The sequence below is a fragment of the Vibrio anguillarum genome, assembly GCF_001989995.2.
Classification (GTDB): Bacteria; Pseudomonadota; Gammaproteobacteria; order Enterobacterales; family Vibrionaceae; genus Vibrio; species Vibrio anguillarum.
Genome location: NZ_JAHGUP010000009.1, coordinates 136,287 through 157,677 on the forward strand (window position 1 = coordinate 136,287; position 21,391 = coordinate 157,677).

Below are 21,391 nucleotides of genomic sequence, written 5' to 3' on the forward strand. Positions count from 1 at the left end.
ATCCACTGATTGTTTCAGGACATCCACTTTTTGTGTAATGCATCTGTGACTATTCGCCCGCCTATTATTTAAGCGGGCTTTTTTTTAGGCTATTCTTAACCAAAATTTAACACTTTCCATAAACAGCAGCTATTCTTTAAAGTGTAATATTTGTCGTGCTTAATATGCACCAAGTGAATGGTGCACTGAGCATTTTTTGTTAGCACTATTTTGAGGAGATAATCACGCAAACATGGGTATTTATCCAACATTTTGCCTACGGCAGCACAAATATCCAAAAGAGTCATCAATAACTGCATATTCCTCTATGGCAATCACACTATTAGAGGCGTAATTTATTTATAATTTGCAGTGTTAGAATAACAGAAGGATCGAAGTATGAGACTGTTTAAGCGCTATACGCCAGGTATGATAGCTAAACACGTAAGTCGGCTTTTTAAAGGAAGAATCTATATTTACGGGGTTGGAAAATTTGAATTCGATAATGGCAAACTGATCTTGCCAGAGCGCGCAGACAAGCGCCACTTTCAGACGGTGAAGGAAGTGAATCAGGAAATCATGAGACTACGCTGCGCCTACGCATAATACGAGTTTCATTAAAGAATTTTAAAAGGGTTGGCCATAAGCCAGCCCTTTTGCCATCATTAGGTTAATCACTGTTAGGGCTCAAGCAGCACCATTTTACTCTTGGCAAGATCAGGTAAATCACCTTTTAAACCCAGTGCTCTTTTCATAATCTCATCTTTGGCTCCAGGAAGTTGTCCAGCCAACTGCATGCCAATGCCACGGATCAGTTTCTTCGCCGGGTTATCACCTTCAAAAAGGTCTTTGAAACCTTGCATCGCGGCAATCATTTTGGCAGCTTCTGTTTTTCGCCAACGTTCATAACCTCGCAAATTTTTGAGCAAGCCAATGTCTTCACCTTGATGCCACAACGCGAGTAGTTCTTGAGCTAAGCTTGCAGCATCAAGTAAACCTAAATTAACACCTTGCCCGGCTAGCGGATGGATGGTGTGCGCCGCATCACCAACGAGTGCGATTCGTTGTAAAGCAAAATCTCGGGCATAACGCATTTTAAGTGGGAAAGCAGCACGTTCACCGACCACCTCACACAAACCTAAACGATGATCAAACTCAGCGGTCAGTATCTTATTGAATTCGAGCTCAGACAGGCTGAGCAAGCGCTGCGCTCGGTTGGGCTCTGTAGACCAAACGATTGAGCTCATATGAGGATCAGACATAGGTAAAAAGGCCAGCGGACCTTGTGGTGTAAACACTTGCCTTGCCGTCGATTGATGTGGTTCCACCGTGCGGACATTTGCCACCAGCGCACTGTGTCCATAATCCCAATGGGTTAATGGAATGTCTTGCTGCTGACGAACCCAAGAGTTTGCGCCATCGGCTCCTACTATCAATTTTGCGGTGAGTGATTGACCGTTATCGAGCGTTAGCCACGCCTCACTTTCTCCGACAGCCAGAGATTGGCATTGAGCGGGCATAAAGAGTGTCACATTCGCTTGCTTTTGTACTTGTTCGAGTAAGGCTAATTGAATGACGCGGTTCTCAACAATGTGTCCCAGATCCGGCTGAGTCATCTGATTGGCACTAAATTCGATCCGCGCAAAACTATCGCGTTCCCACACTTCCATCGCCGAATAAGGCGCAGAGCGACGAGAAATGATGCCTTGCCATGCACCAAGGTTTCGCAACATGATTTCACTGGAACGGCTTAAGGCGGAGACTCGCACATCCGGCAGCTCTGCAAGTTCAAGGCTAGGTACTCGGCCCTCAATCACGGCGATGCGCAGTTCGCTATGCTTTAATGCGGCGGCCAGTGCAAGGCCAACCATTCCGCCACCCACAATGACAATATCGACACTTTGCATCATATACAGACCCTTTTATCTATTCACTACGCCAAGCGTTCGGCGCAGTAGCGGCATTTTCAGCCACGGTAAATTATCCATCATCATGAGGCCTACATTGCGACCAATACGAGTGGTTAGCCAATCATTGGAAAAGAGATGCACCAGGGATGATGTCAGCTTAATGGTGGCATCACGATCCGCTTCTCGGCGTTGGGAAAAAGCTTGTAAACCGCGATAGCAGCCAACATCGGCTTGCTGCTTGATAAGCTCATCCGCCAAGCTTGCCACATCTCGAATACCTAAGTTAAAACCTTGTCCCGCAATCGGATGTAATGTCTGAGCGGCATTGCCCACAATGGCAAAACGATGTGAAATGTTCTGCTCTCGATAACGCAGTTGTAATGGATAGCAGGCACGAGTGCCCACTTTATTCATTCGCCCTAAACGCCAACCAAACGCATCTTGAAGCTGTGCTAAAAAACCCTCATCACTGAGTGAAAAAACTTGCTCGGCTTTCGCGGGAGGTAAACACCAAACTAAAGAGAGTCGATGATCACTCATTGGTAATAACGCGACAGGACCATCGGCGGTAAATCGTTCAAACGCTCGTCCTTGGTGAGCTTTTGAGCTCACAACATTAGCAATAACCGCGACCTGTTCAAAATCATGCTCTTGTTGGATGAGGCCGATTTGCTCGCAGCAGGTCGATATCGCCCCATCAGCTGCGACCAATAACTTAGCTTGGATCGTTCGTTGATCGTTAAGGGTGACAGTGACCTTATCCATACTGCGTTCCACTTGCTGAACCGCGCTTGGGCAAAATAACTCAATATGCGGGCTCTGCTGCATTTTTTGCGCGTAAATCTGCCCAACATCGGCCAATTCAACCACGTAACCTAATGCTTCTAAATCGAGTTGCTGGCAAGTGATATCGGTCATCCCAATATGAGATCGATCCGACACATGAATATGTGTAATCGGGGTGGCGACCTCTTGCAGAGACTGCCACAAGGAGAGATTTTGCAAAATTTGCACGCTACCGTAGGATAAAGCAATTGAACGCGAATCAAAGCCGGGATGGGCGAGCTTATCATCCAGCGGATGCGCTTCGACCACAGCAATCGCAAGCTTTCCTTGAGAAAGCGTATCTAAGGCCAACGCCAGTGTTGCACCGGCCATCGCCCCACCAGCGATAATCACATCAAATTGCTTCACAGTCATCTCTCTTTAATGCACGGTCGGCTGAGTTTCTTGTAGAGGTTTGATACCAAATTCAGCATGAATTGTTAACACACAAGCTTTTATATGCTCGATAACGTGTTCCAAAAGTTGAGCTTGCTCATCCAAATCATCCTCTTCATCAATACCGAGCTTGGCAATTTCTTCTAGGTCAGCCAAGGCTTCCTTAGTTTCTGCGGACGCTTTTTTCAAAACAACCCCAATCAAGCCAAGCCCAGAAATGAAGTGATTTACCCAGTCGGCTACGCCATCAGCCAAATCAAATACACTGGCACTCGCCTCTTCATCTGGCAACAGCAGTGACAACTCCATCTCGCTGCCAGTTAGCTCTTCGATTGTAAAGGTGAGTACTTGTTCAGCCAATGTCAATGGACGATCTGGCCAACCCATACCTTCGTTAGTGTAATCAAAAATAAGTGGCTGCCAGCTCTTATCATTTAAGCCCAGACCACCCGCCAGCATGCCCGTTAGCAACCCATGCAACTCAGCAGGGTTAACCGCAAGTGCTGCAGATTGAAGGGCAGTGGCAAGAGAAAGATAATCCGGTAGTTTTTTTTCGCTCATGGGAAGCTCGTAATAAAATCAAATAAGCGCGATCCTACCACTTAGCTTCCAATGCGAAAATGCTCAAAGCGTTAATTGTGGGTAGCTTTTACTCAATTTGCCTAATAACTGTGTTTTTAGTCCCTCATTTTTTACTGCTCGCTTTGAAAAGCTTGAATCTTAGGGCCGCTTTACCTATAGTTTCCACCTCGATGGGCATGTGAGTGGCACCATCTTAGACAGCGCGATAAGAGTTCATCCATCATGAGTAATCAAGCGGTAGACGTAGAAATTTTAGGAAAATTGACTCGTGTGAATTGCCCTGCGGGACAAGAGCAGTCTTTAATCCAAGCGGCGCAAGATCTTGATAACCGATTGAAAGAGATGGCAGAGCGTACTAAAGTTACCAATGAGGTAAAGCTACTCACGATTGCTGCGCTCAACATTTGTTATGAATTGCAAACCAAAAACAATGAGAGCCTAGGCCAACAAAATCAATTAACCGAGCGCATGGAACAGCTCGCTGCATCTCTTGAAGATGCCATCAGTAAAGTGAAGCTAGGACAGCAGTAGTCTTTACCAGCGTAACCAAATTTACCCTAGAGTGTTTGTCAGCCGGATTTAAGTCCCTGAGCCGATAAGCAACACCAAAGGGTTAGTACTTGGTAGCTATTGAGCAAGCTCGGCTCGTACCGAGAAGCCTGCGGTTACCATTGCTGATCCGCCTTGAACCAGCTGGTTCAAGGGCCAAAATCCGCAACGGCACTCTGGGGTATCCTTATGCAAAACACTCGACACACACTTCGTCAAGTCATCCGCCAGCGGCGTAAACAGCTATCACCTACGCAGCAAAAACACGCTTCAATTGAACTTGTTTCTCGTTTTTCAACACTGCCTGAAGTTTTAACGAGTCAGCACATTGCCCTCTACTTAGCGACCGATGGTGAGCTTGAAACACAACCGCTCATAGCGTGGTTATGGCAACAAGGCAAACAGACCTATCTTCCCGTTTTACACCCCTTCTCGAGTGGGAATTTATTGTTCTTGCGCTATGATGCTCAAACCATAATGACGCGAAATAAATACGGCATTGCCGAACCCAAGCTCAACCAAACATTGATCAAACCAGTAAATGAGCTAGATATCATCTGCACACCATTGGTGGCCTTTGATCAAACAGGGCAAAGGCTCGGGATGGGCGGCGGCTATTATGATCGTACGTTAGAAGCTTGGTTTAAAACGGGTAAAGGTGCCCTACCCATAGGTTTAGCTCATGATTGCCAACAAGTAACTCATCTGCCGAGCGAAGCATGGGATATACCTTTACCTCAAATAGTGACTCCAAGCCAAATCTGGCAATGGGAATCATAAATTATTGAGGCTATAATCGCCCCGCAACATTACCGTCACTATAAATCGATATCAGGAGATTGGCATGACTCAAGATGAAATGAAAAAAGCCGCCGGCTGGGCCGCACTCAAATATGTAGAAAAAGGCAGCATCGTTGGTGTGGGTACGGGTTCAACGGTGAATCACTTCATTGATGCACTGGGTTCGATTAAAGATGATATTAAAGGTGCGGTTTCAAGCTCTATCGCCTCAACAGAGAAGCTAAAAAGCCTAGGTATTGAAGTGTTCGACTGCAATGATGTCGATCAACTCGATATTTATGTTGATGGCGCAGATGAAATCAACCCTGCGCGCGATATGATCAAAGGCGGCGGCGCTGCGCTCACTCGAGAAAAAATCGTTGCCGCTATTGCGGATAAATTCATTTGTATCGTTGATGGCACAAAAGCGGTCGATGTTCTAGGTCAATTCCCACTTCCAGTTGAAGTGATCCCAATGGCGCGCTCTTATGTGGCACGTCAACTGGTTAAACTTGGTGGTGATCCAGCCTATCGCCATGGCGTAATAACGGATAACGGTAACGTTATCTTGGATGTGCACGGATTAAAAATTACTGATGCTAAAGCATTAGAAGATAAAATTAATGGGATTGTCGGCGTAGTAACCGTCGGTTTATTCGCTCACCGAGGTGCTGATGTCGTCATCACTGGCACGGAAAATGGTGCCAAAATCGAAGAGTAAGTCACAAAATAAGGCTACTTTCCGTTATTTCATTACAAACGGCACCCATGGGTGCCGTTTTTCTTCGCTATGCCCTAGAAAATCATGCCTTATTTCGTAATTTTCTTACCCAAAACAAAAAAAGTTTGTTACTTTATTGGTCAGAAGACGCACAAGGAAAACGTTTGTCTTCCAACAAAATGGTTAATCTTCCTCTTTACATTAGCCCTTTTGCTTTATGTGCGCCGTGTTTGCCCACCTTCCCATTTTTAAGGACGAGAATAATGGCCAAAGTTTCACTCGAAAAAGACAAAATCAAAATCTTACTCCTCGAAGGGCTACACCCTTCAACGGTTGAAGTACTGCAATCTGCCGGTTACAGCAATATTGAGTATCACAAAGGTTCTCTGGGTGATGAACAACTGCTCGAAGCGGTGAAAGATGCTCACTTCATCGGAATTCGTTCGCGCACTAATTTGACTGAAGCGGTAATCAACGCGGCAGAGAAGTTGGTTGCTATCGGCTGCTTCTGCATTGGCACCAACCAAGTTGACCTGAATGCAGCCGCAAAACGTGGGATTCCTGTCTTTAATGCACCATTTTCAAATACTCGTAGTGTTGCTGAACTCGTTTTAGGCCAAACACTGCTACTACTGCGTGGGATTCCTGAAAAAAATGCATTGGCGCATCGTGGTATTTGGAAAAAAAGTGCTGATAACTCTTATGAGGCTCGCGGTAAACGCTTAGGTATTATTGGCTATGGCCACATTGGCACCCAGCTCGGTATCATTGCCGAAAACCTCGGTATGCAAGTCTATTTCTATGACATAGAAAACAAACTCTCACTCGGTAATGCAACGCAAATACATACGATGAGCGAGCTACTGAATAAATGTGATGTCATTTCTCTGCATGTGCCTGAAACTCCAGATACTAAAAATATGATGGGTAAAGAAGAGTTTGCACGCATGAAGCCTGGCTCTATCTTTATCAACGCAGCACGCGGAACGGTAGTCGACATTCCCGCACTCTGCGATGCATTGGCATCAAACCATCTAGCTGGCGCGGCAATAGATGTATTTCCAGAAGAACCCGCCACAAACTCTGAACCTTTTGAATCCCCACTAATGCATTTTGATAATGTCATTCTGACACCGCACATTGGTGGCTCAACGCAAGAAGCACAAGAAAATATCGGTATTGAAGTAGCCGGTAAGTTGGCAAAATATTCAGATAACGGCTCAACCTTATCAAGCGTGAACTTCCCTGAAGTATCACTGCCAATTCACCGTGATAGTTCGCGTTTACTGCATATTCACGAAAACCGTCCGGGTATTCTGACACAAATCAACACCATCTTCGCCGAAGAAGGGATCAATATCGCCGCTCAATATTTACAAACGTCAGCGGATATCGGTTATGTAGTGATTGACGTAGAAACCGCTCGCTCTGCGGAAGCTCTTACTAAGCTGAAAAGCATCAGCGGCACCATTCGTGCGCGTATTCTTCACTAAGCACTTCTCTAGTAAAAGCACCAAACGACAAAAAGGCCACATAAAATGTGGCCTTACTTATTTCGATAGGGAGCTCAGTAAATTAAGCTTTAAGCGCTCGCTCCCCGCGAGCAATACCTACCACACCACTTCGCGCGACTTCGATTACTTCAGTGACTTCCGACAACGCTTGAATAAAGGCATCGAGTTTTTCGCTGGTTCCAGCAAGCTGCACAGTATATTGCGCCGCAGTGACATCCACGATCTGCCCACGGAAAATATCAGCCGTACGTTTCACTTCGGCGCGCGCAAAACCGCTGGCTTTGACTTTCACCATCATCAGCTCACGTTCAATGTGTTCACACTCCGACACTTCTTGCACTTTAAGCACATCAATCAACTTATGCAGTTGCTTTTGAATTTGTTCAAGTTGCATTTCATCGGTCTTAGTGGTGATGTTTAAGCGTGACAATGTTGCATCATCGGTTGGCGAAACCGTTAGTGATTCAATGTTATAACCACGTTGAGAAAATAGACCAACAACGCGAGACAAAGCACCCGATTGGTTTTCCATTAATATTGAAATAATGTGTCTCATATTATGTTCTCTCCGTTTTGCTTAACCACATTTTGTCCATCCCTTCGCCTTTAATTTGCATTGGGTAGACGTGCTCCGTTTCATCCACATTAATATCAACAAAAACCAATCGATCTTTCATATCGAGTGCTTTTTTAAGCCCGGCTTCAAGTTCATCAGGCTGTGAGATACGGATGCCAACGTGGCCATAAGCTTCTGCAATTGCTGCAAAATCGGGAACAGAACTCATATAAGAATTAGAGTGACGTCCTTGGTAAATAATATCTTGCCACTGTTTTACCATGCCAAGAAAACGGTTGTTTAAGTTAATAATTTTCACTGGAATATCATATTGCAACGCAGTGGAAAGCTCTTGGATATTCATTTGAATACTGCCATCCCCAGTGACAATCACTACCTCTTCTTCTGGCATGGCAAATTTAACCCCCATTCCAGCGGGTAAACCAAACCCCATGGTGCCCAAACCGCCAGAGTTGATCCAACGACGAGGCTTATTGAATGGATAATAAAGTGCGGCGAACATTTGGTGCTGACCAACATCGGAGGCCACATATGCGTCTCCATTAGTCAGTTTATGTAAAGTTTCAATCACTTGCTGCGGCTTAATGCGTTCGCTGGATTTCTCATAAGCTAGGCATTGGCGGTCGCGCCAGCTTTGGATATCTTGCCACCATAGTTCAAGCGCCTGCGAATCATTACAGCCACCTTGCTCAGAGAGCAATTGCAGCATAGTTTCCAGTACTTGTTCGGCTGATCCCACTATCGGCAGATCGACTGGCACATTTTTAGAGATCGACGAAGGATCAATGTCAATGTGCATGATCTTAGCGTTCGGGCAATACTTTTCTAGATTATTGGTTGTACGGTCATCAAAACGCACGCCAATACCGAAAATCAAATCCGCATTGTGCATCGCCATATTGGCTTCATACATGCCATGCATTCCAAGCATGCCTAACGCATTTTTATGAGTCCCAGGGAAAGCACCAAGCCCCATTAACGTGCTGACTACGGGTAAATTGAGCGTTTCAGCCAGTTGTAAAATGTGCTGATCTGCGCCTGAAATAACAGCGCCACCACCAATGTACAATACGGGTTTTTTGGCTTCTAACAACGCTTTTAACGCCTTTTTAATTTGCCCTTTATGACCAGAAGTAGTTGGGTTGTATGAGCGCAGTTTGATCGACTCAGGATACGTGTAAGGGAGTTTGATCTGAGGATTCATCACATCTTTAGGCAGATCGATCACGACCGGCCCCGGGCGCCCTGTTGAGGCAATATAAAAGGCTTTCTTAATGGTTTCAGGAATATCTTCAGCTTTTTTTACAAGAAAACTGTGTTTGACGATCGGACGAGAAACCCCAACGATGTCACATTCTTGAAACGCATCGTTACCAATGAGGTTATTTGGTACGTTGCCTGAAATAACAATCATTGGAATCGAGTCCATGTAAGCGGTAGCAATCCCTGTGACGGTATTCGTCGCCCCTGGGCCAGAACAAACAAGTACCACACCCGTTTTTCCGGTTGCTCGAGCATAGCCATCTGCCATGTGCGTGGCCGCTTGCTCGTGGCGAACAAGGACATGTTTAATTTGGTCGGTTTTTGCGTGCAGCGCATCGTAAATATCAAGAACGGAACCACCTGGGTATCCAAATATTTGCTCTACACCTTCTTCGATCAGAGATTGAACCACCATCTCTGCGCCAGATAACATCTGTTGATTGGATTGCGTTGCCATTTTTTCTCCTTACCAGTACCCAACACATGGTCAGTCAATGGGCCTGGTTTTACATAGTTTAGGGCTTATTTGTAGCCTAATTCGAAAACTTTCCACTTTCGGCTATGTCTTGCTTTTGTCATAACAAAAAACAAGGTAACGCAACAACTGTAACTCTTTCTTATCATCGGGTCGAACGCCAAATAGCGCACACTTTGGCAAATGTTTGGTTAAATGGGATTTTATTAGGTAACTATCGTAAAACCGGCATTAAAAACAGCTCAATCCATGAGTAATTAGCAAAAATAAAGCAAAAAATATTACCATGCGGCAATATAGCGTTATGAGGAAGCGAGGTTTAACTTCCGTCGTAATATAAAAAATCCCCCACGCTTTATCTGAAAAGCAAGTGGAGGATTTTTAAACAATGAAAAAACTATCTTAAGATAATCTTACTCACCTTTAGTCTTTTCTTTGTACATTTCCTCGATTTCATCTTGGTAACGATCACTAATGACTTTTCTACGCAGTTTCTGAGTCGGCGTCAGCTCACCTTTGTCCATTGAAAAAGCCTTAGGTAATAATTTAAACTTTTTCACTTGCTCAAATTTGGCTAGCTCTTTTTGCAAATCATTGACTCGTTTTTCCAGCATCTCAACCACTTGGTTGTTCTTGATAAGATCTAATCTGTCATGATATTTGATGTTGAGCTCTTTGGCGTAAACCTCCAAGCTGTCATAACAAGGTACAATTAAAGCCGATACAAATTTACGTGTGTCAGCAATCACCGCAATCTGTTCAATAAAGTGATCTTTACCAATCGCTCCCTCAATAACTTGTGGCGCAATGTATTTACCACCGGAGGTTTTCATCAGCTCTTTGATACGATCAGTAATGAAGACATTACCTTGTTCATCAATGTGTCCAGCATCTCCTGTTTTGAGAAAACCTTGTTCATCGAATGCTAACGCCGTTTCTTCAGCCATTTTATAGTAGCCGCGCATAACCATTGGTCCGCGAACAAGAATTTCATTGTTGTCACCGATTTTGACCTGAGCTCCTGGCATCGACATGCCTATTGAATCAGGATTAAAACACCGATCATCCCAACAAGAAACCGTTGCTGTGGTTTCCGTCATGCCATAGCCCAACTTCACGTTAATGCCAATGGCATGGAAAAATCGGCCGATGGTTTCATCTAATTTCGCGCCACCGCAAGGCATGAAATTAATCCGCCCACCAAGCAATGCACGCAATTTAGACAACACGATTTTATCCGCTAACGCGTAACTCTTTTTCAGCATGAAGGATGGTTGGCGCTTTTCTTGATGACAAAGAGCCATCTTAGCCCCCATATTGACCGCCCAAGTAAACAGCACTTTTCGATGCAACGGCGCTTTCGAGACTTTTTCGTGAATAGCGGAGAAAATTTTCTCGTAGAAGCGAGGAACGGCACACATTACCGTTGGCTTTAGCTCACTCAATGCATCACGTACTTGCATCGTATCCTGCAAATAACAGTTAGTTGCACCGCTGTAAAGAATGTAAAAAGTCCACGCCCGTTCAAACACGTGTGACAATGGTAAAAAACAGAGTGACACATCATCCTTAGAGATGTTTAACCGCTCATCATGCCCTTCAAGCTGAGCGCCAATATTACGGTAATCAAGCATCACGCCTTTAGGTTGACCTGTGGTGCCAGAGGTATAGATGAGCGTCAGCAGATCATCCATATTCGCCTGTTCAAGGCGAGACTCTAATTCCGCTTGCTGGCCATCTGTATTTTGTTCAATAAAAGTCTGCCAATGGATGCCATGTTGAAAACTTTTTAGATCAATGCCATCACTCATGGCGACAATTAATTCAAGCTGTTCGCACTCATCAAAAAAATCCAGTGCCGCATCGTATTGTGCCTGTTCACCGACCAAGAGCACTTTGACATCAGCATCTTGAATAATGTAACTGGCCTGCGCTGGCGTATTAGTTGGATAAATAGGTACCGTAACGGCTCTTAACTGCAAAGCAGCCAAGTCAGCTATTGTCCACTGCGGCATATTATTCGAAAAAATCCCGACTTTATCTTGGATTTTTATACCTTGCGTTAAAAGTGCAAGTGACATCGCATCGATACGTTGACCAAATTGCTTCCAGCTGATCCCATGCCACTCTTTCTCTATTTTGTGTTTTAGAGCAATGCACTCGCCACCTTTGACAATCTGTTCACGAATTCTTTTTACGATATGGAAATTTAAATTGGGCATCTTTTTTACCTGTAGCTTACACATGTAAGCTTTTTGAGCGCACAAGTGTACATTTAGAAGCAAAAAAGGCAACTGACGGATGTCAAAGTTATCAATTAATTCTACAGACAAAAAAGCCCTGAATAGATATAACCAATTCAAGGCTCAAAGAGGAGTATCACTAAGTTTAGATCACAGTACAAATTAACGGGTAAACGTTAGTTTAATGCAACAACTTCGCCGCAAATCATCATTAACTGATCACGCAGCCAAATATGGCCTTTGTCTTTTTCACTAGACTCATGCCAACTGAGATAACCACTGATTTGACCATTTGCAAATGGGAAATCGAGGATTTGTAACTGATCTCGGTTAGCCGCATTCTCAACCATCCAACGAGGTGCAATCGTCACCAACTCAGATTGTCCGACCACATAAAGCACATTGCTCAAACTGGTCCCTTCATAATAAGGAACACAGTCTAATTCGCGATATGCTTGCTCAGAAAAGCTACGTTGCCCATGGATGCGAGATAACTTCGCATGCTTTTCAGCTGTTAGGCTCTCAACGTTAACAGAGCCATTGATGCGAGGATGAGACTTAGATGCCACCACCACTAATTCATCTTGGAAAATTTCCGTACTGGAGAACCCTTGTTCATCAAAACGCGCGTAATCAATCACAAAATCGATCTCTTGGTAACGCATACGCTCGGCTAACAAACGGTTAAATTCCGCATCAAGATGAAGTTGGACCAAAGGCGCTTGTTCATGAACTGATGACATAATTTTCGGCGCGAAACGCATATCACAAGGACTGCAAATCGCTAATTTAAATAAGCGGGTTGATGTTTCAGGAGAAAACACCGAACTTGGCAGTTCATTACGGATTAATTGCAGTGCTTGACGCATCGGACCGAACAGTTGACGTGCGCGTTGGGTAGGTTGAATACCTCGCCCTTGTCGCATAAACAGTTCATCATTAAACATTACCTTCAAACGCGCTACAGCATTGCTGACTGCTGGCTGAGACATACCCAAATTATGAGCGGCACGGGTAATATTTTGCTCTTGCATTACTGCATCAAAAACCGTCAGCAGGTTTAAATCTACACCACGTAATGTGCTTTCCATGCGGTAACTAGCAATAGCGCTCATTGCATCTTTTTTATCTAACATTTTTGGGACGCCTCTTGTTGTTATCGTCAATACCGTAAAAGTAATTTTTTAGAATAGATAACCTGCCATTTATTATATTTACCCAGACACAGCTGGGTGGAGGCTACTATCTGCTAAGCATTTATCGATTGGCAACAAGATTGATAAAATATCAGTTTTTTTTATCCAAACAAAAAGATTGTCCTTATTTATCAGTACGATGTATTTTTATAAAAAACCATAAAACAGAAAAATTTATGCATTTTATTCAAAACATTGAATCAAGTGATGAATAACAAGCCTTCACCTTGATACATTCACCAAATAAATTAATTACGTCAAAATTCAAAGCATTTCGTCAATATTAGCTAAATGACACATAACTAGGGAAATCAACCTGTCGCCATAAAGACTGGCTCAGCTCTTTATGATTATCCCATTTGCCATTTTGTACCCATTCAACCAAGGCTTTCGCTACATTAGGATAGACAACGCGCTCGACCTGTTTTTCATCCAACCAACGGCGTAACTCCGACGGGTCCAAAAACTCCATAGATGCAGCAAGCCCGAGATTCTCAAGAGTGGCAACGTTACTTTGCTGCTCAAATTGACCCGATAGTGGCTTAAGTAGCAGCTTTTTACCCAATGAAAGTGCTTCTGATGGTAATTCAAAGCCACCATTAGCAATTACGCCATCGCAGCAATGCAAGTGATATTGAAAATGGGTATGACATAAGGGACGCAACTCAACATTTTCAACGGATTGCGCTTCCATTAAGGAAGGGTGATAACAAATAAATGCTTGATTTGAAAAACGAAAAAGCAACTCAAGAATATCATCAACATGCTCAAATGGAAGATAGACCAAAATGAAATGCTCGCTAGACGTATGCTGCTCTGAACGATAGATAATCGGAGGAAGGATCGGTTGATCAAAATGATACCAATGTAAACCGACGTGGTAATTGGCAGGTGCAAACTGTTGAATAATCTGTTTATCCAGCCAACTTGCCCCTTTCAAAGGCACATTATAACGAAATGCATTTTGATGACTTATCCCAATACACGGAATACCTTGCTGTTTAGCCGCCCATGCCGATACTGGTTCAAAATCATTAATGACCAGATCATACGGAGACAAATCGAGTTTTTTTGTCTCACTCACGAAAGTCAGCAAATTATTATTCAGCGCCGTTTTAACGTAATTTACGTGTCCCTGTTCAGTTTCAAAAGTAAAACCGCGCCGAGTTTTGTAATCACCGAAACTTTCCATCGAAAAGTATTTCTCTTTTTCACGTCCAGAAAAGAGAAATTGCACATCAATTTTGGCTTCTTTCAACGCTTCACTCATCACTCGTGAACGAGCAATATGGCCATTTCCGGTGCCTTGGACACCATACAGAATTTTCAAAAGCCTCTCTCCAGCAACCACAAAGCAAATCTTGCGCTGCTTACACCAAGCAGCGCGCCAATCACGATATCCGTCAAAAAGTGAACCCCAAGTAGGATGCGAGATACGCCAATTAAGCCAGCCCAAACCAAGACAAAAGCATCGCTATGAGGATAGAAGTGGCCAATTAATGTCGCCATAACAAACCCTGCAGCCGTATGACCAGAGGGCAAACTGTAGCGATCCGAAGGGGTAATAAAGGCAATGAATGAAGGAGAAAACTCTTCAGGGCGACGACGCTGAAAGCTATTTTTTAATCCCCAATAAATAGGGAGTTCAATCGCGAAAGCGGCCAGTCCAGCCATTAAGAATAGGTGGCCATTAAGCGGGTCTAAATACCAAGCTAAAGCACCAATCAACGCGTACAAATGCCCATCCCCAGTATGGGAAATAGCTTTGCTGATCTGCGCTACAGGCTGATTAAAACGATGCTGTAAACAAAATAGCGAAAACGCTACGTCAAACTTAACAATTTGTCCGATGGCACGCATGAGCGACTCCTGTCATTCCATAAACCTCTTACGCTCTAAACGTAGAAGTTTAAAATGACAAATACGTGACTGTTTGTTGGAGAATGAATGAATTTAACCGATGACAAACGTTCTTGCGTGAAAACATTCCGTGCTACAAAAAGTGATCCTCTCTACCAATTCTGCTCATTTTTACCGCTTTTGACTAAAACTGATCCGATATGAATAAAAAAACAACTTAATGGTTGACGAGTTAAGTCGAGTACGGTACTAATTTGTTAACTTAATCTTGTGGAATGTTACGAATGACTATCCGTTTTTCTATCCTGCTGGGCCTGCTCCTTATCGTGAACCATTCGCGCGGGTAGGTTGTGGAAGAAAAACACCACACAAGATGACAAGAGCCCGCACTGAGATGCGGGTTTTTTTATAACTATATTTAGGAAGTAAACGATTAACCATCGGTGCAAGGGAGCAAACATGAATAATCAAGTCATTATATTCGACACCACATTACGTGATGGCGAACAAGCTTTGTCAGCAAGCTTAACCGTTAAAGAAAAACTGCAGATTGCTTACGCATTAGAGCGCCTTGGTGTTGATGTTATTGAAGCAGGTTTTCCAGTTTCCTCCCCAGGTGATTTTGAATCGGTCAAAACGATTGCCAAACACATTAAAAACAGCCGCGTCTGCGCGCTTTCTCGCGCGGTAGCAAAAGATATTGATGCAGCGGCCGAAGCTCTGAAAGTCGCCGATGCTTTTCGTATCCATACGTTTATTTCAACCTCAACCATTCATGTGCAAGATAAATTGCGCCGCAGTTATGATGATGTGCTCGAGATGGCAGTCAGTGCGGTGAAACACGCCCGTAACTACACCGATGACGTCGAATTTTCCTGTGAAGATGCGGGCCGAACGCCCATTGATAATCTCTGTAGAATGGTCGAAGCCGCAATTAATGCCGGAGCTAAGACCATCAATATTCCAGACACGGTCGGTTATACTGTTCCTAGCGAATTTGGTGGCATTATTCAGATGCTGTTTGAGCGAGTCCCTAACATAGATAAAGCCATTATTTCCGTTCATTGCCACGATGACTTGGGAATGTCAGTCGCAAACTCGATTGCCGCTGTACAGGCTGGCGCAAGGCAAATAGAAGGCACCATCAACGGTATTGGTGAGCGCGCTGGTAACTGTTCACTGGAAGAGATCGCGATGATCATCAAAACTCGTCAAGAATTCCTCGGCGTACATACTGGTTTAAAGCATGATGAGATCCACCGCACCAGTAAGTTGGTTAGCCAACTGTGCAATATGCCGATTCAAAGTAACAAAGCGATTGTCGGTGCCAACGCATTTAGCCACTCGTCAGGCATTCATCAAGATGGCATGTTGAAAAACAAAAACACTTACGAAATCATGACTCCAGAGTCAATTGGCCTAAAAAACCAAGCGCTGAACTTAACGAGCCGCAGTGGCCGCGCCGCAGTAAAAAGCCATATGGATAGCATGGGTTACAATGAAAACGAATACAACCTCAATGCCTTGTATGAAGATTTCTTAAAATTGGCAGATCGTAAAGGCCAAGTGTTTGACTATGACTTAGAAGCGTTGATGCACTTTTCAAATCTGCGTGATGAAGACGATTTCTACAAATTGAACTATTTGAGTGTTCAATCAGGCAGTGTTATGGCGACCACCAGTATTAAATTGCTTTGTGGTGCTGAAGAAAAATGTGAAGCTGCCGTTGGTAATGGCCCTGTCGATGCGCTTTACCAATGTATTTACCGTCTAACTGGCTATGAGATCGTATTGGATAAATTTGACCTTACCGCCAAGGGCGAAGGTGAAGATGGACTCGGGCAAGCCGATATTATTGCCAACTACAAAGGGCGAAAATATCACGGTACAGGCGTCTCTACGGATATTGTCGAAGCATCAGGACAAGCCTTATTGCACGTGATCAATAGCATTCATCGTGCCGATCAAATTGCAGAAATTAAACAAAAGAAAGTGGCAACCGTTTAACGTACCTAGATTAGAGCTTTCAGTCTTTAGAGCTCACTGGGGCAAGCAAATATAAAAATAGTAAAGGACTAACATGACAGACAAAACATACAAAATTGCCGTTCTTGCAGGTGATGGTATCGGCCCAGAAGTAATGCAACAAGCACACAAGGTATTGGATGCGATTGAAAAAAAACATGCTATCCGGTTTGCCAGAGAAGAACATGATGTCGGCGGGATTGCGATTGATAACCACGGTTGCCCGCTGCCTGAAAGCACAATTAAAGGATGTGAAGAGGCAGACGCCGTATTGTTTGGTTCCGTAGGCGGTCCTAAATGGGAGCATTTACCACCCAACGACCAACCAGAACGCGGCGCTCTCCTACCGCTTCGCAAACATTTTCAACTGTTTTGTAACTTGCGTCCTGCTCAAATTCACTCAGGCTTAGAAAGCTTTTCTCCTTTACGATCCGATATCTCCGATCGTGGCTTCGATATTGTGGTTGTTCGGGAATTGACTGGTGGTATTTATTTTGGCCAACCCAAAGGACGAGAAGGCGAAGGGGCAAATGAAAAAGCATTTGATACCGAAGTTTACCACCGCTACGAAATCGAACGCATTGCAAAAATAGCGTTTGAGTCCGCACAATTACGTCGTAAAAAAGTATGCTCCGTCGATAAAGCGAACGTATTACAAAGCTCTATCTTATGGCGTGAGGTCGTGGAAGAGATCGCAAAAGATTATCCGGACGTCGAGCTTTCACACATTTATATCGATAATGCCACTATGCAGCTCATTAAAGATCCCTCTCAATTTGATGTCATGCTGTGCTCTAATATTTTTGGTGACATCATTTCCGATGAATGCGCCATGATCACAGGCTCAATGGGCATGCTACCTTCCGCTAGCCTTAATGAAAGCAATTTCGGTCTCTATGAGCCAGCAGGTGGCTCTGCACCTGATATCGCAGGAAAGAACATTGCTAACCCAGTTGCACAAATTCTTTCCGCCGCTTTAATGCTACGTTATAGCTTAGGCGAAGAAAGTGCCGCTCAAGCTATCGAAAATGCCGTATCAAAAGCGCTTACCGCAGGCGAACTCACCGCAGATCTTGCCAGTGGTAAAGCAGCACTTTCAACCTCTGAAATGGGCGATAAAATTGCCAGCTACATTTTAAACTCATAATTAGTAGGACTAGGCTCGCCTAGTCCTTTATAAAGCTCAAAGAGCTCAAGGAAGAAGCAATGTCGCAAGCAAAAACCTTATACGAAAAAATTTATGATGCCCACATTGCGGTGTCAGCTGAAGGGGAAACCCCCATCCTTTATATCGATCGTCATCTCGTTCATGAAGTGACATCACCGCAAGCATTTGATGGTTTACGCGAAAAGGGACGTAAAGTTCGTCAGACGAGTAAAACATTCGCTACCATGGACCATAACGTTTCAACCACCACAAAAGACATTAATGCCTCGGGTGAGATGGCTCGAATCCAAATGGAAACACTGTCAAAGAACTGTGCTGAGTTTGGCGTAACACTCTACGACTTAAATCATAAATACCAAGGCATCGTTCATGTCATGGGGCCAGAATTAGGTATTACTCTTCCCGGTATGACCATTGTCTGCGGTGACTCACACACAGCAACACATGGCGCATTTGGCTCGTTAGCGTTTGGCATCGGTACATCAGAAGTTGAGCACGTACTTGCAACCCAAACATTGAAACAAGCTCGCGCGAAAACGATGAAAATTGAGGTGACAGGCAAAGTCGCTCCAGGCATCACCGCTAAAGATATCGTGCTAGCCATTATAGGTAAAACAACGGCGGCCGGTGGTACAGGCTATGTCGTTGAATTTTGTGGTGAAGCGATTACCGATCTTTCAATGGAAGGTCGTATGACGGTGTGCAATATGGCGATTGAGCTTGGAGCAAAAGCCGGTCTTATCGCCCCTGATCAGACTACTTTCGACTACATTAAAGGTCGCAAGTTTTCTCCTCAAGGAAACGATTTAGAAGCTGCCATTGAGTACTGGGCAACGCTAAAAACCGATGATAATGCCAAATTCGATGCAGTCGTTACCCTAAATGCCGCGGACATCAAACCACAAGTAACGTGGGGCACAAACCCAGGCCAAGTAATTGCTGTCGACGAAACCATTCCATCTCCCGATAGCTTTAGTGATCCTGTCGAAAAAGCATCAGCAGAAAAAGCATTAGCGTATATGGGACTTGAAGCGGGTAAATCCTTATCAGACTACAAAGTGGATAAAGTTTTTGTCGGTTCTTGCACAAACTCACGCATTGAAGATATGCGAGCAGCAGCTCAAGTCGCGAAAGGTAAAAAAGTCGCACCACACGTTCAAGCATTGATTGTTCCAGGTTCAGAGCAAGTTAAGGCGCAATCGGAAGCGGAAGGCTTGGATAAGATATTTATTGAAGCGGGTTTTGAATGGCGCTTGCCGGGCTGTTCAATGTGCTTGGCTATGAACAATGACAGGCTCGGTGCAGGTGAGCGTTGTGCATCAACATCCAACCGCAATTTTGAAGGCCGCCAAGGTCGAGATGGCCGCACACATTTAGTCAGTCCTGCAATGGCCGCCGCCGCCGCCATCGCTGGACACTTTGTCGATATCCGTAATATTCATTCTTCAACATTCAACTAAACAGGGGATCACCAATGTCAGGTTTTAAACAGCACACAGGTTTGGTCGTTCCTCTTGATGCAGCGAACGTCGATACAGATGCCATTATCCCTAAGCAATTTTTACAGAAAGTAAATCGCACTGGTTTTGGCAAACACCTTTTTCATGATTGGCGTTTTCTAGATGATGCAGGTCAACAACCTAATCCAAATTTTGTCATGAATAAACCTCGCTATGAAGGAGCGAGCATTCTACTTGCTCGTGAAAACTTTGGGTGTGGTTCTTCACGAGAACATGCCCCTTGGGCTTTAGCGGATTACGGCATCAAAGCCATGATTGCACCCAGTTTTGCGGATATTTTTTATGGTAACTCAATCAATAACCAAATGGTTCCAGTCCGCCTTACAGAGCAAGAAGTTGATGAAATATTCCAATTTGTTGAAGGAAATGAAGGTGCTCAACTAACTGTAGATCTTGAACGAATGGAAGTTAAAGCCAATGGAAAAACATACTCATTTGAAATTGATGAATTTCGTCGCCATTGCTTACTTAATGGATTAGACAATATCGGTTTGACGCTACAGCACGAAGATAAAATCGCTGATTATGAAACAAAAATTCCTAGCTTTTTGAAATAGCGAGTATCGATTTAATTTCCCGAGGTTGGTGTAGATGCACCAACCTTTTATTTTATCTGAAATTTATCAATCCCTACCTAGGTCATATAACCTATGAGATGAGAGGTAAACGATGAAATATCTATTAACGCTATGTTTGACACTCGGGTCAACGAATGTATTTTCTGCTCCTAAATCACAGCTATGGGATTATTGGAACTCTAGTAATGAAGAAAATACACAAGCCATTTCACATCAAATTTGGCAGACAACACTTGATACTTATCTAATCCAAGAAAATCACAACAGCCTCTTCGATTATCAAAGGGTCAACTCAAAAGATAAGGAGCAGTTAGAGCTCTATATTTCACAATTATCAGCCCTTGATCCAAGAGAGTATGCAAAGCTGGAACAATATGCTTACTGGGTCAACTTATATAATGCCTTAACAGTTAACTTAATCGTCGGTCATTACCCAATATCATCCATCACTAAACTAGGAGGATTCTTTTCATTTGGCCCTTGGGAACAAAAGATCATTACCATCAATCAAAAAGAGCTGACTCTCAATGATATTGAACATCGAATTTTAAGACCCATTTGGAAAGATCCTCGAACCCATTATGCGGTCAACTGCGCAAGCCTTGGCTGCCCAAACTTACAAAAGCAGGCTTTCACAGCAGAAAATACTGAATTATTACTGGAGAAATCAGCCACTGAGTTTATCAATAGCGAAAAAGGAGTAAAGGTCACCAATGATAAATGGGTTCTGTCTTCTATTTATGACTGGTTTGCTGAAGATTTTGGAACGAAACAGCAATTATTTGAGCACTTAGTGCAGTACAACAAGGCACTAAAAAGCGAGAAAAAGAGTATCAGCTATCACTATGATTGGACATTGAATGATACTAAATGATACGAATAGATAGAAAAAAACCTCAGCATTTCTGCTGAGGTTTCGTAATTCAAACCTGGCGATGTCCTACTCTCACATGGGGAGACCCCACACTACCATCGGCGCTGTTGTGTTTCACTTCTGAGTTCGGCATGGGTTCAGGTGGGTCCACAACGCTATGGTCGCCAAGCAAATTCTTTTAGCTTACAGAGCTATAAAACTGGTGCTGATACCCAGAATCGAACTGGGGACCTCATCCTTACCAAGGATGCGCTCTACCGACTGAGCCATATCAGCACACTGTATCTTGTGTCACAAGTGACTAAAAAGCCCGCTCTTACAAACGGGCTCTTATAAATTCAAAGCCTGGCGATGTC

The 21,391-nt window shown here is 43.9% G+C and carries 19 protein-coding genes, 1 tRNA gene, 1 rRNA gene and 1 other RNA gene; 11 read left to right on the top strand and 11 right to left on the bottom strand.

Annotation, left to right across the window (positions count from 1 at the left end):
- Positions 1-378 precede the first annotated feature (378 nt).
- Positions 379-585, top strand: coding sequence for a DUF1107 domain-containing protein (locus PL85_RS02150; protein WP_010319814.1), 207 nt, complete (start codon positions 379-381; stop codon positions 583-585).
- A 74-nt stretch (positions 586-659) separates the two neighbouring features.
- On the opposite strand, the gene PL85_RS02155 is transcribed toward PL85_RS02150, so the two are convergent.
- Genes PL85_RS02155 through PL85_RS02165 form a run of 3 tightly spaced genes read right to left on the bottom strand, consistent with a single transcriptional unit; the run spans position 660 to position 3,671 of the window.
- Positions 660-1,889, bottom strand: coding sequence for an FAD-dependent 2-octaprenylphenol hydroxylase (locus PL85_RS02155; protein WP_013856022.1), 1,230 nt, complete (start codon positions 1,887-1,889; stop codon positions 660-662).
- Positions 1,890-1,901: 12 nt separating this feature from the next.
- Positions 1,902-3,083 (bottom strand): 2-octaprenyl-6-methoxyphenyl hydroxylase, encoded by a 1,182-nt coding sequence (ubiH, locus tag PL85_RS02160; RefSeq protein WP_174223806.1) that lies wholly within the window; start codon positions 3,081-3,083, stop codon positions 1,902-1,904.
- 12 nt (positions 3,084-3,095) lie between these two features.
- On the bottom strand, positions 3,096-3,671 hold the full coding sequence (locus PL85_RS02165) for a YecA/YgfB family protein (protein ID WP_115339290.1): 576 nt from the start codon (positions 3,669-3,671) through the stop codon (positions 3,096-3,098).
- 243 nt (positions 3,672-3,914) lie between these two features.
- Here PL85_RS02165 and PL85_RS02170 point away from each other — a divergent pair, with 243 nt between their 5' ends.
- The 5 genes from PL85_RS02170 (at position 3,915) to serA (ending at position 7,235) form a co-directional block, all read left to right on the top strand.
- A complete protein-coding gene (locus PL85_RS02170) occupies positions 3,915-4,223 on the top strand; it encodes a cell division protein ZapA (RefSeq protein ID WP_010319818.1) in 309 nt (102 codons plus the stop codon).
- 20 nt (positions 4,224-4,243) lie between these two features.
- A non-coding RNA gene (ssrS, locus tag PL85_RS02175) (6S RNA) lies at positions 4,244-4,428 on the top strand.
- 2 nt (positions 4,429-4,430) lie between these two features.
- Positions 4,431-5,021, top strand: a complete 591-nt coding sequence (locus tag PL85_RS02180) for a 5-formyltetrahydrofolate cyclo-ligase (RefSeq protein ID WP_026027284.1) — start codon at positions 4,431-4,433, stop codon at positions 5,019-5,021.
- A 64-nt stretch (positions 5,022-5,085) separates the two neighbouring features.
- A complete protein-coding gene (gene rpiA, locus PL85_RS02185; RefSeq protein WP_115339291.1) occupies positions 5,086-5,742 on the top strand; it encodes a ribose-5-phosphate isomerase RpiA in 657 nt (218 codons plus the stop codon).
- Between the two features lie 263 nt (positions 5,743-6,005).
- On the top strand, positions 6,006-7,235 hold the full coding sequence (gene serA, locus PL85_RS02190) for a phosphoglycerate dehydrogenase (protein ID WP_026028313.1): 1,230 nt from the start codon (positions 6,006-6,008) through the stop codon (positions 7,233-7,235).
- Between the two features lie 82 nt (positions 7,236-7,317).
- Here the strand turns inward: serA and ilvN are convergent, their stop codons facing one another.
- From ilvN to PL85_RS02220, 6 genes are all read right to left on the bottom strand, one after another.
- Positions 7,318-7,812: an acetolactate synthase small subunit gene (ilvN, locus tag PL85_RS02195; RefSeq protein WP_010319822.1), complete on the bottom strand. Its 495-nt coding sequence runs from the start codon at positions 7,810-7,812 to the stop codon at positions 7,318-7,320.
- Position 7,813: 1 nt separating this feature from the next.
- Positions 7,814-9,553: an acetolactate synthase 3 large subunit gene (locus PL85_RS02200; RefSeq protein WP_013856017.1), complete on the bottom strand. Its 1,740-nt coding sequence runs from the start codon at positions 9,551-9,553 to the stop codon at positions 7,814-7,816.
- A 431-nt stretch (positions 9,554-9,984) separates the two neighbouring features.
- Entirely contained in the window at positions 9,985-11,793 is a 1,809-nt protein-coding gene (locus tag PL85_RS02205) for an AMP-dependent synthetase/ligase (RefSeq protein WP_026029134.1), read from the bottom strand.
- Between the two features lie 197 nt (positions 11,794-11,990).
- Positions 11,991-12,950 carry a transcriptional regulator LeuO gene (gene leuO, locus PL85_RS02210; protein ID WP_081245352.1) on the bottom strand — a complete coding sequence of 320 codons (960 nt, stop codon included), beginning with the start codon at positions 12,948-12,950 and terminating at the stop codon, positions 11,991-11,993.
- Between the two features lie 343 nt (positions 12,951-13,293).
- Positions 13,294-14,340, bottom strand: coding sequence for an MJ1255/VC2487 family glycosyltransferase (locus PL85_RS02215; protein WP_026029132.1), 1,047 nt, complete (start codon positions 14,338-14,340; stop codon positions 13,294-13,296).
- The gene (locus PL85_RS02220; protein WP_064625900.1) at positions 14,337-14,870 is read right to left on the bottom strand and encodes a phosphatase PAP2 family protein; all 534 of its coding nucleotides are present in this window, start codon (positions 14,868-14,870) and stop codon (positions 14,337-14,339) included. Before PL85_RS02220 ends, PL85_RS02215 begins: the two co-directional genes overlap by 4 nt.
- A gap of 459 nt (positions 14,871-15,329) precedes the next feature.
- Between PL85_RS02220 and leuA the strand changes: the two genes are divergently transcribed.
- The 5 genes from leuA to PL85_RS02245 all read left to right on the top strand — a co-directional run bounded on the left by leuA (position 15,330) and on the right by PL85_RS02245 (position 21,035).
- The gene (gene leuA / locus PL85_RS02225) at positions 15,330-16,877 is read left to right on the top strand and encodes a 2-isopropylmalate synthase (protein ID WP_115339292.1); all 1,548 of its coding nucleotides are present in this window, start codon (positions 15,330-15,332) and stop codon (positions 16,875-16,877) included.
- 73 nt (positions 16,878-16,950) lie between these two features.
- Positions 16,951-18,042: a 3-isopropylmalate dehydrogenase gene (gene leuB, locus PL85_RS02230; protein ID WP_115339293.1), complete on the top strand. Its 1,092-nt coding sequence runs from the start codon at positions 16,951-16,953 to the stop codon at positions 18,040-18,042.
- A gap of 59 nt (positions 18,043-18,101) precedes the next feature.
- Entirely contained in the window at positions 18,102-19,523 is a 1,422-nt protein-coding gene (gene leuC, locus PL85_RS02235; RefSeq protein ID WP_115339294.1) for a 3-isopropylmalate dehydratase large subunit, read from the top strand.
- Positions 19,524-19,537: 14 nt separating this feature from the next.
- Complete coding sequence (gene leuD / locus PL85_RS02240) at positions 19,538-20,140, top strand: 3-isopropylmalate dehydratase small subunit (RefSeq protein WP_017042706.1); 603 nt, start codon at positions 19,538-19,540, stop codon at positions 20,138-20,140.
- A gap of 112 nt (positions 20,141-20,252) precedes the next feature.
- Positions 20,253-21,035 carry a DUF547 domain-containing protein gene (locus PL85_RS02245; RefSeq protein WP_115339295.1) on the top strand — a complete coding sequence of 261 codons (783 nt, stop codon included), beginning with the start codon at positions 20,253-20,255 and terminating at the stop codon, positions 21,033-21,035.
- A 53-nt stretch (positions 21,036-21,088) separates the two neighbouring features.
- Here PL85_RS02245 and rrf read toward each other — a convergent pair.
- Both rrf and PL85_RS02255 read right to left on the bottom strand, forming a co-directional pair.
- Positions 21,089-21,204: ribosomal RNA gene (gene rrf, locus PL85_RS02250) — 5S ribosomal RNA — on the bottom strand.
- A gap of 31 nt (positions 21,205-21,235) precedes the next feature.
- Positions 21,236-21,311, bottom strand: a tRNA-Thr gene (locus PL85_RS02255).
- Between the last annotated feature and the right edge of the window lie 80 nt (positions 21,312-21,391).

Excerpts from the sequence above, each read along its gene's own strand:
- PL85_RS02150 (WP_010319814.1), top strand. The coding sequence starts at position 379 with ATGAGACTGTTTAAGCGCTATACGCCAGGTATGATAGCTAAACACGTA.
- PL85_RS02155 (WP_013856022.1), bottom strand. The coding sequence starts at position 1,889 with ATGATGCAAAGTGTCGATATTGTCATTGTGGGTGGCGGAATGGTTGGC.
- PL85_RS02165 (WP_115339290.1), bottom strand. The coding sequence starts at position 3,671 with ATGAGCGAAAAAAAACTACCGGATTATCTTTCTCTTGCCACTGCCCTT.
- PL85_RS02170 (WP_010319818.1), top strand. The coding sequence starts at position 3,915 with ATGAGTAATCAAGCGGTAGACGTAGAAATTTTAGGAAAATTGACTCGT.
- PL85_RS02180 (WP_026027284.1), top strand. The coding sequence starts at position 4,431 with ATGCAAAACACTCGACACACACTTCGTCAAGTCATCCGCCAGCGGCGT.
- rpiA (WP_115339291.1), top strand. The coding sequence starts at position 5,086 with ATGACTCAAGATGAAATGAAAAAAGCCGCCGGCTGGGCCGCACTCAAA.
- serA (WP_026028313.1), top strand. The coding sequence starts at position 6,006 with ATGGCCAAAGTTTCACTCGAAAAAGACAAAATCAAAATCTTACTCCTC.
- ilvN (WP_010319822.1), bottom strand. The coding sequence starts at position 7,812 with ATGAGACACATTATTTCAATATTAATGGAAAACCAATCGGGTGCTTTG.
- PL85_RS02200 (WP_013856017.1), bottom strand. The coding sequence starts at position 9,553 with ATGGCAACGCAATCCAATCAACAGATGTTATCTGGCGCAGAGATGGTG.
- PL85_RS02205 (WP_026029134.1), bottom strand. The coding sequence starts at position 11,793 with ATGCCCAATTTAAATTTCCATATCGTAAAAAGAATTCGTGAACAGATT.
- leuO (WP_081245352.1), bottom strand. The coding sequence starts at position 12,950 with ATGTTAGATAAAAAAGATGCAATGAGCGCTATTGCTAGTTACCGCATG.
- PL85_RS02220 (WP_064625900.1), bottom strand. The coding sequence starts at position 14,870 with ATGCGTGCCATCGGACAAATTGTTAAGTTTGACGTAGCGTTTTCGCTA.
- leuA (WP_115339292.1), top strand. The coding sequence starts at position 15,330 with ATGAATAATCAAGTCATTATATTCGACACCACATTACGTGATGGCGAA.
- leuB (WP_115339293.1), top strand. The coding sequence starts at position 16,951 with ATGACAGACAAAACATACAAAATTGCCGTTCTTGCAGGTGATGGTATC.
- leuC (WP_115339294.1), top strand. The coding sequence starts at position 18,102 with ATGTCGCAAGCAAAAACCTTATACGAAAAAATTTATGATGCCCACATT.
- leuD (WP_017042706.1), top strand. The coding sequence starts at position 19,538 with ATGTCAGGTTTTAAACAGCACACAGGTTTGGTCGTTCCTCTTGATGCA.
- PL85_RS02245 (WP_115339295.1), top strand. The coding sequence starts at position 20,253 with ATGAAATATCTATTAACGCTATGTTTGACACTCGGGTCAACGAATGTA.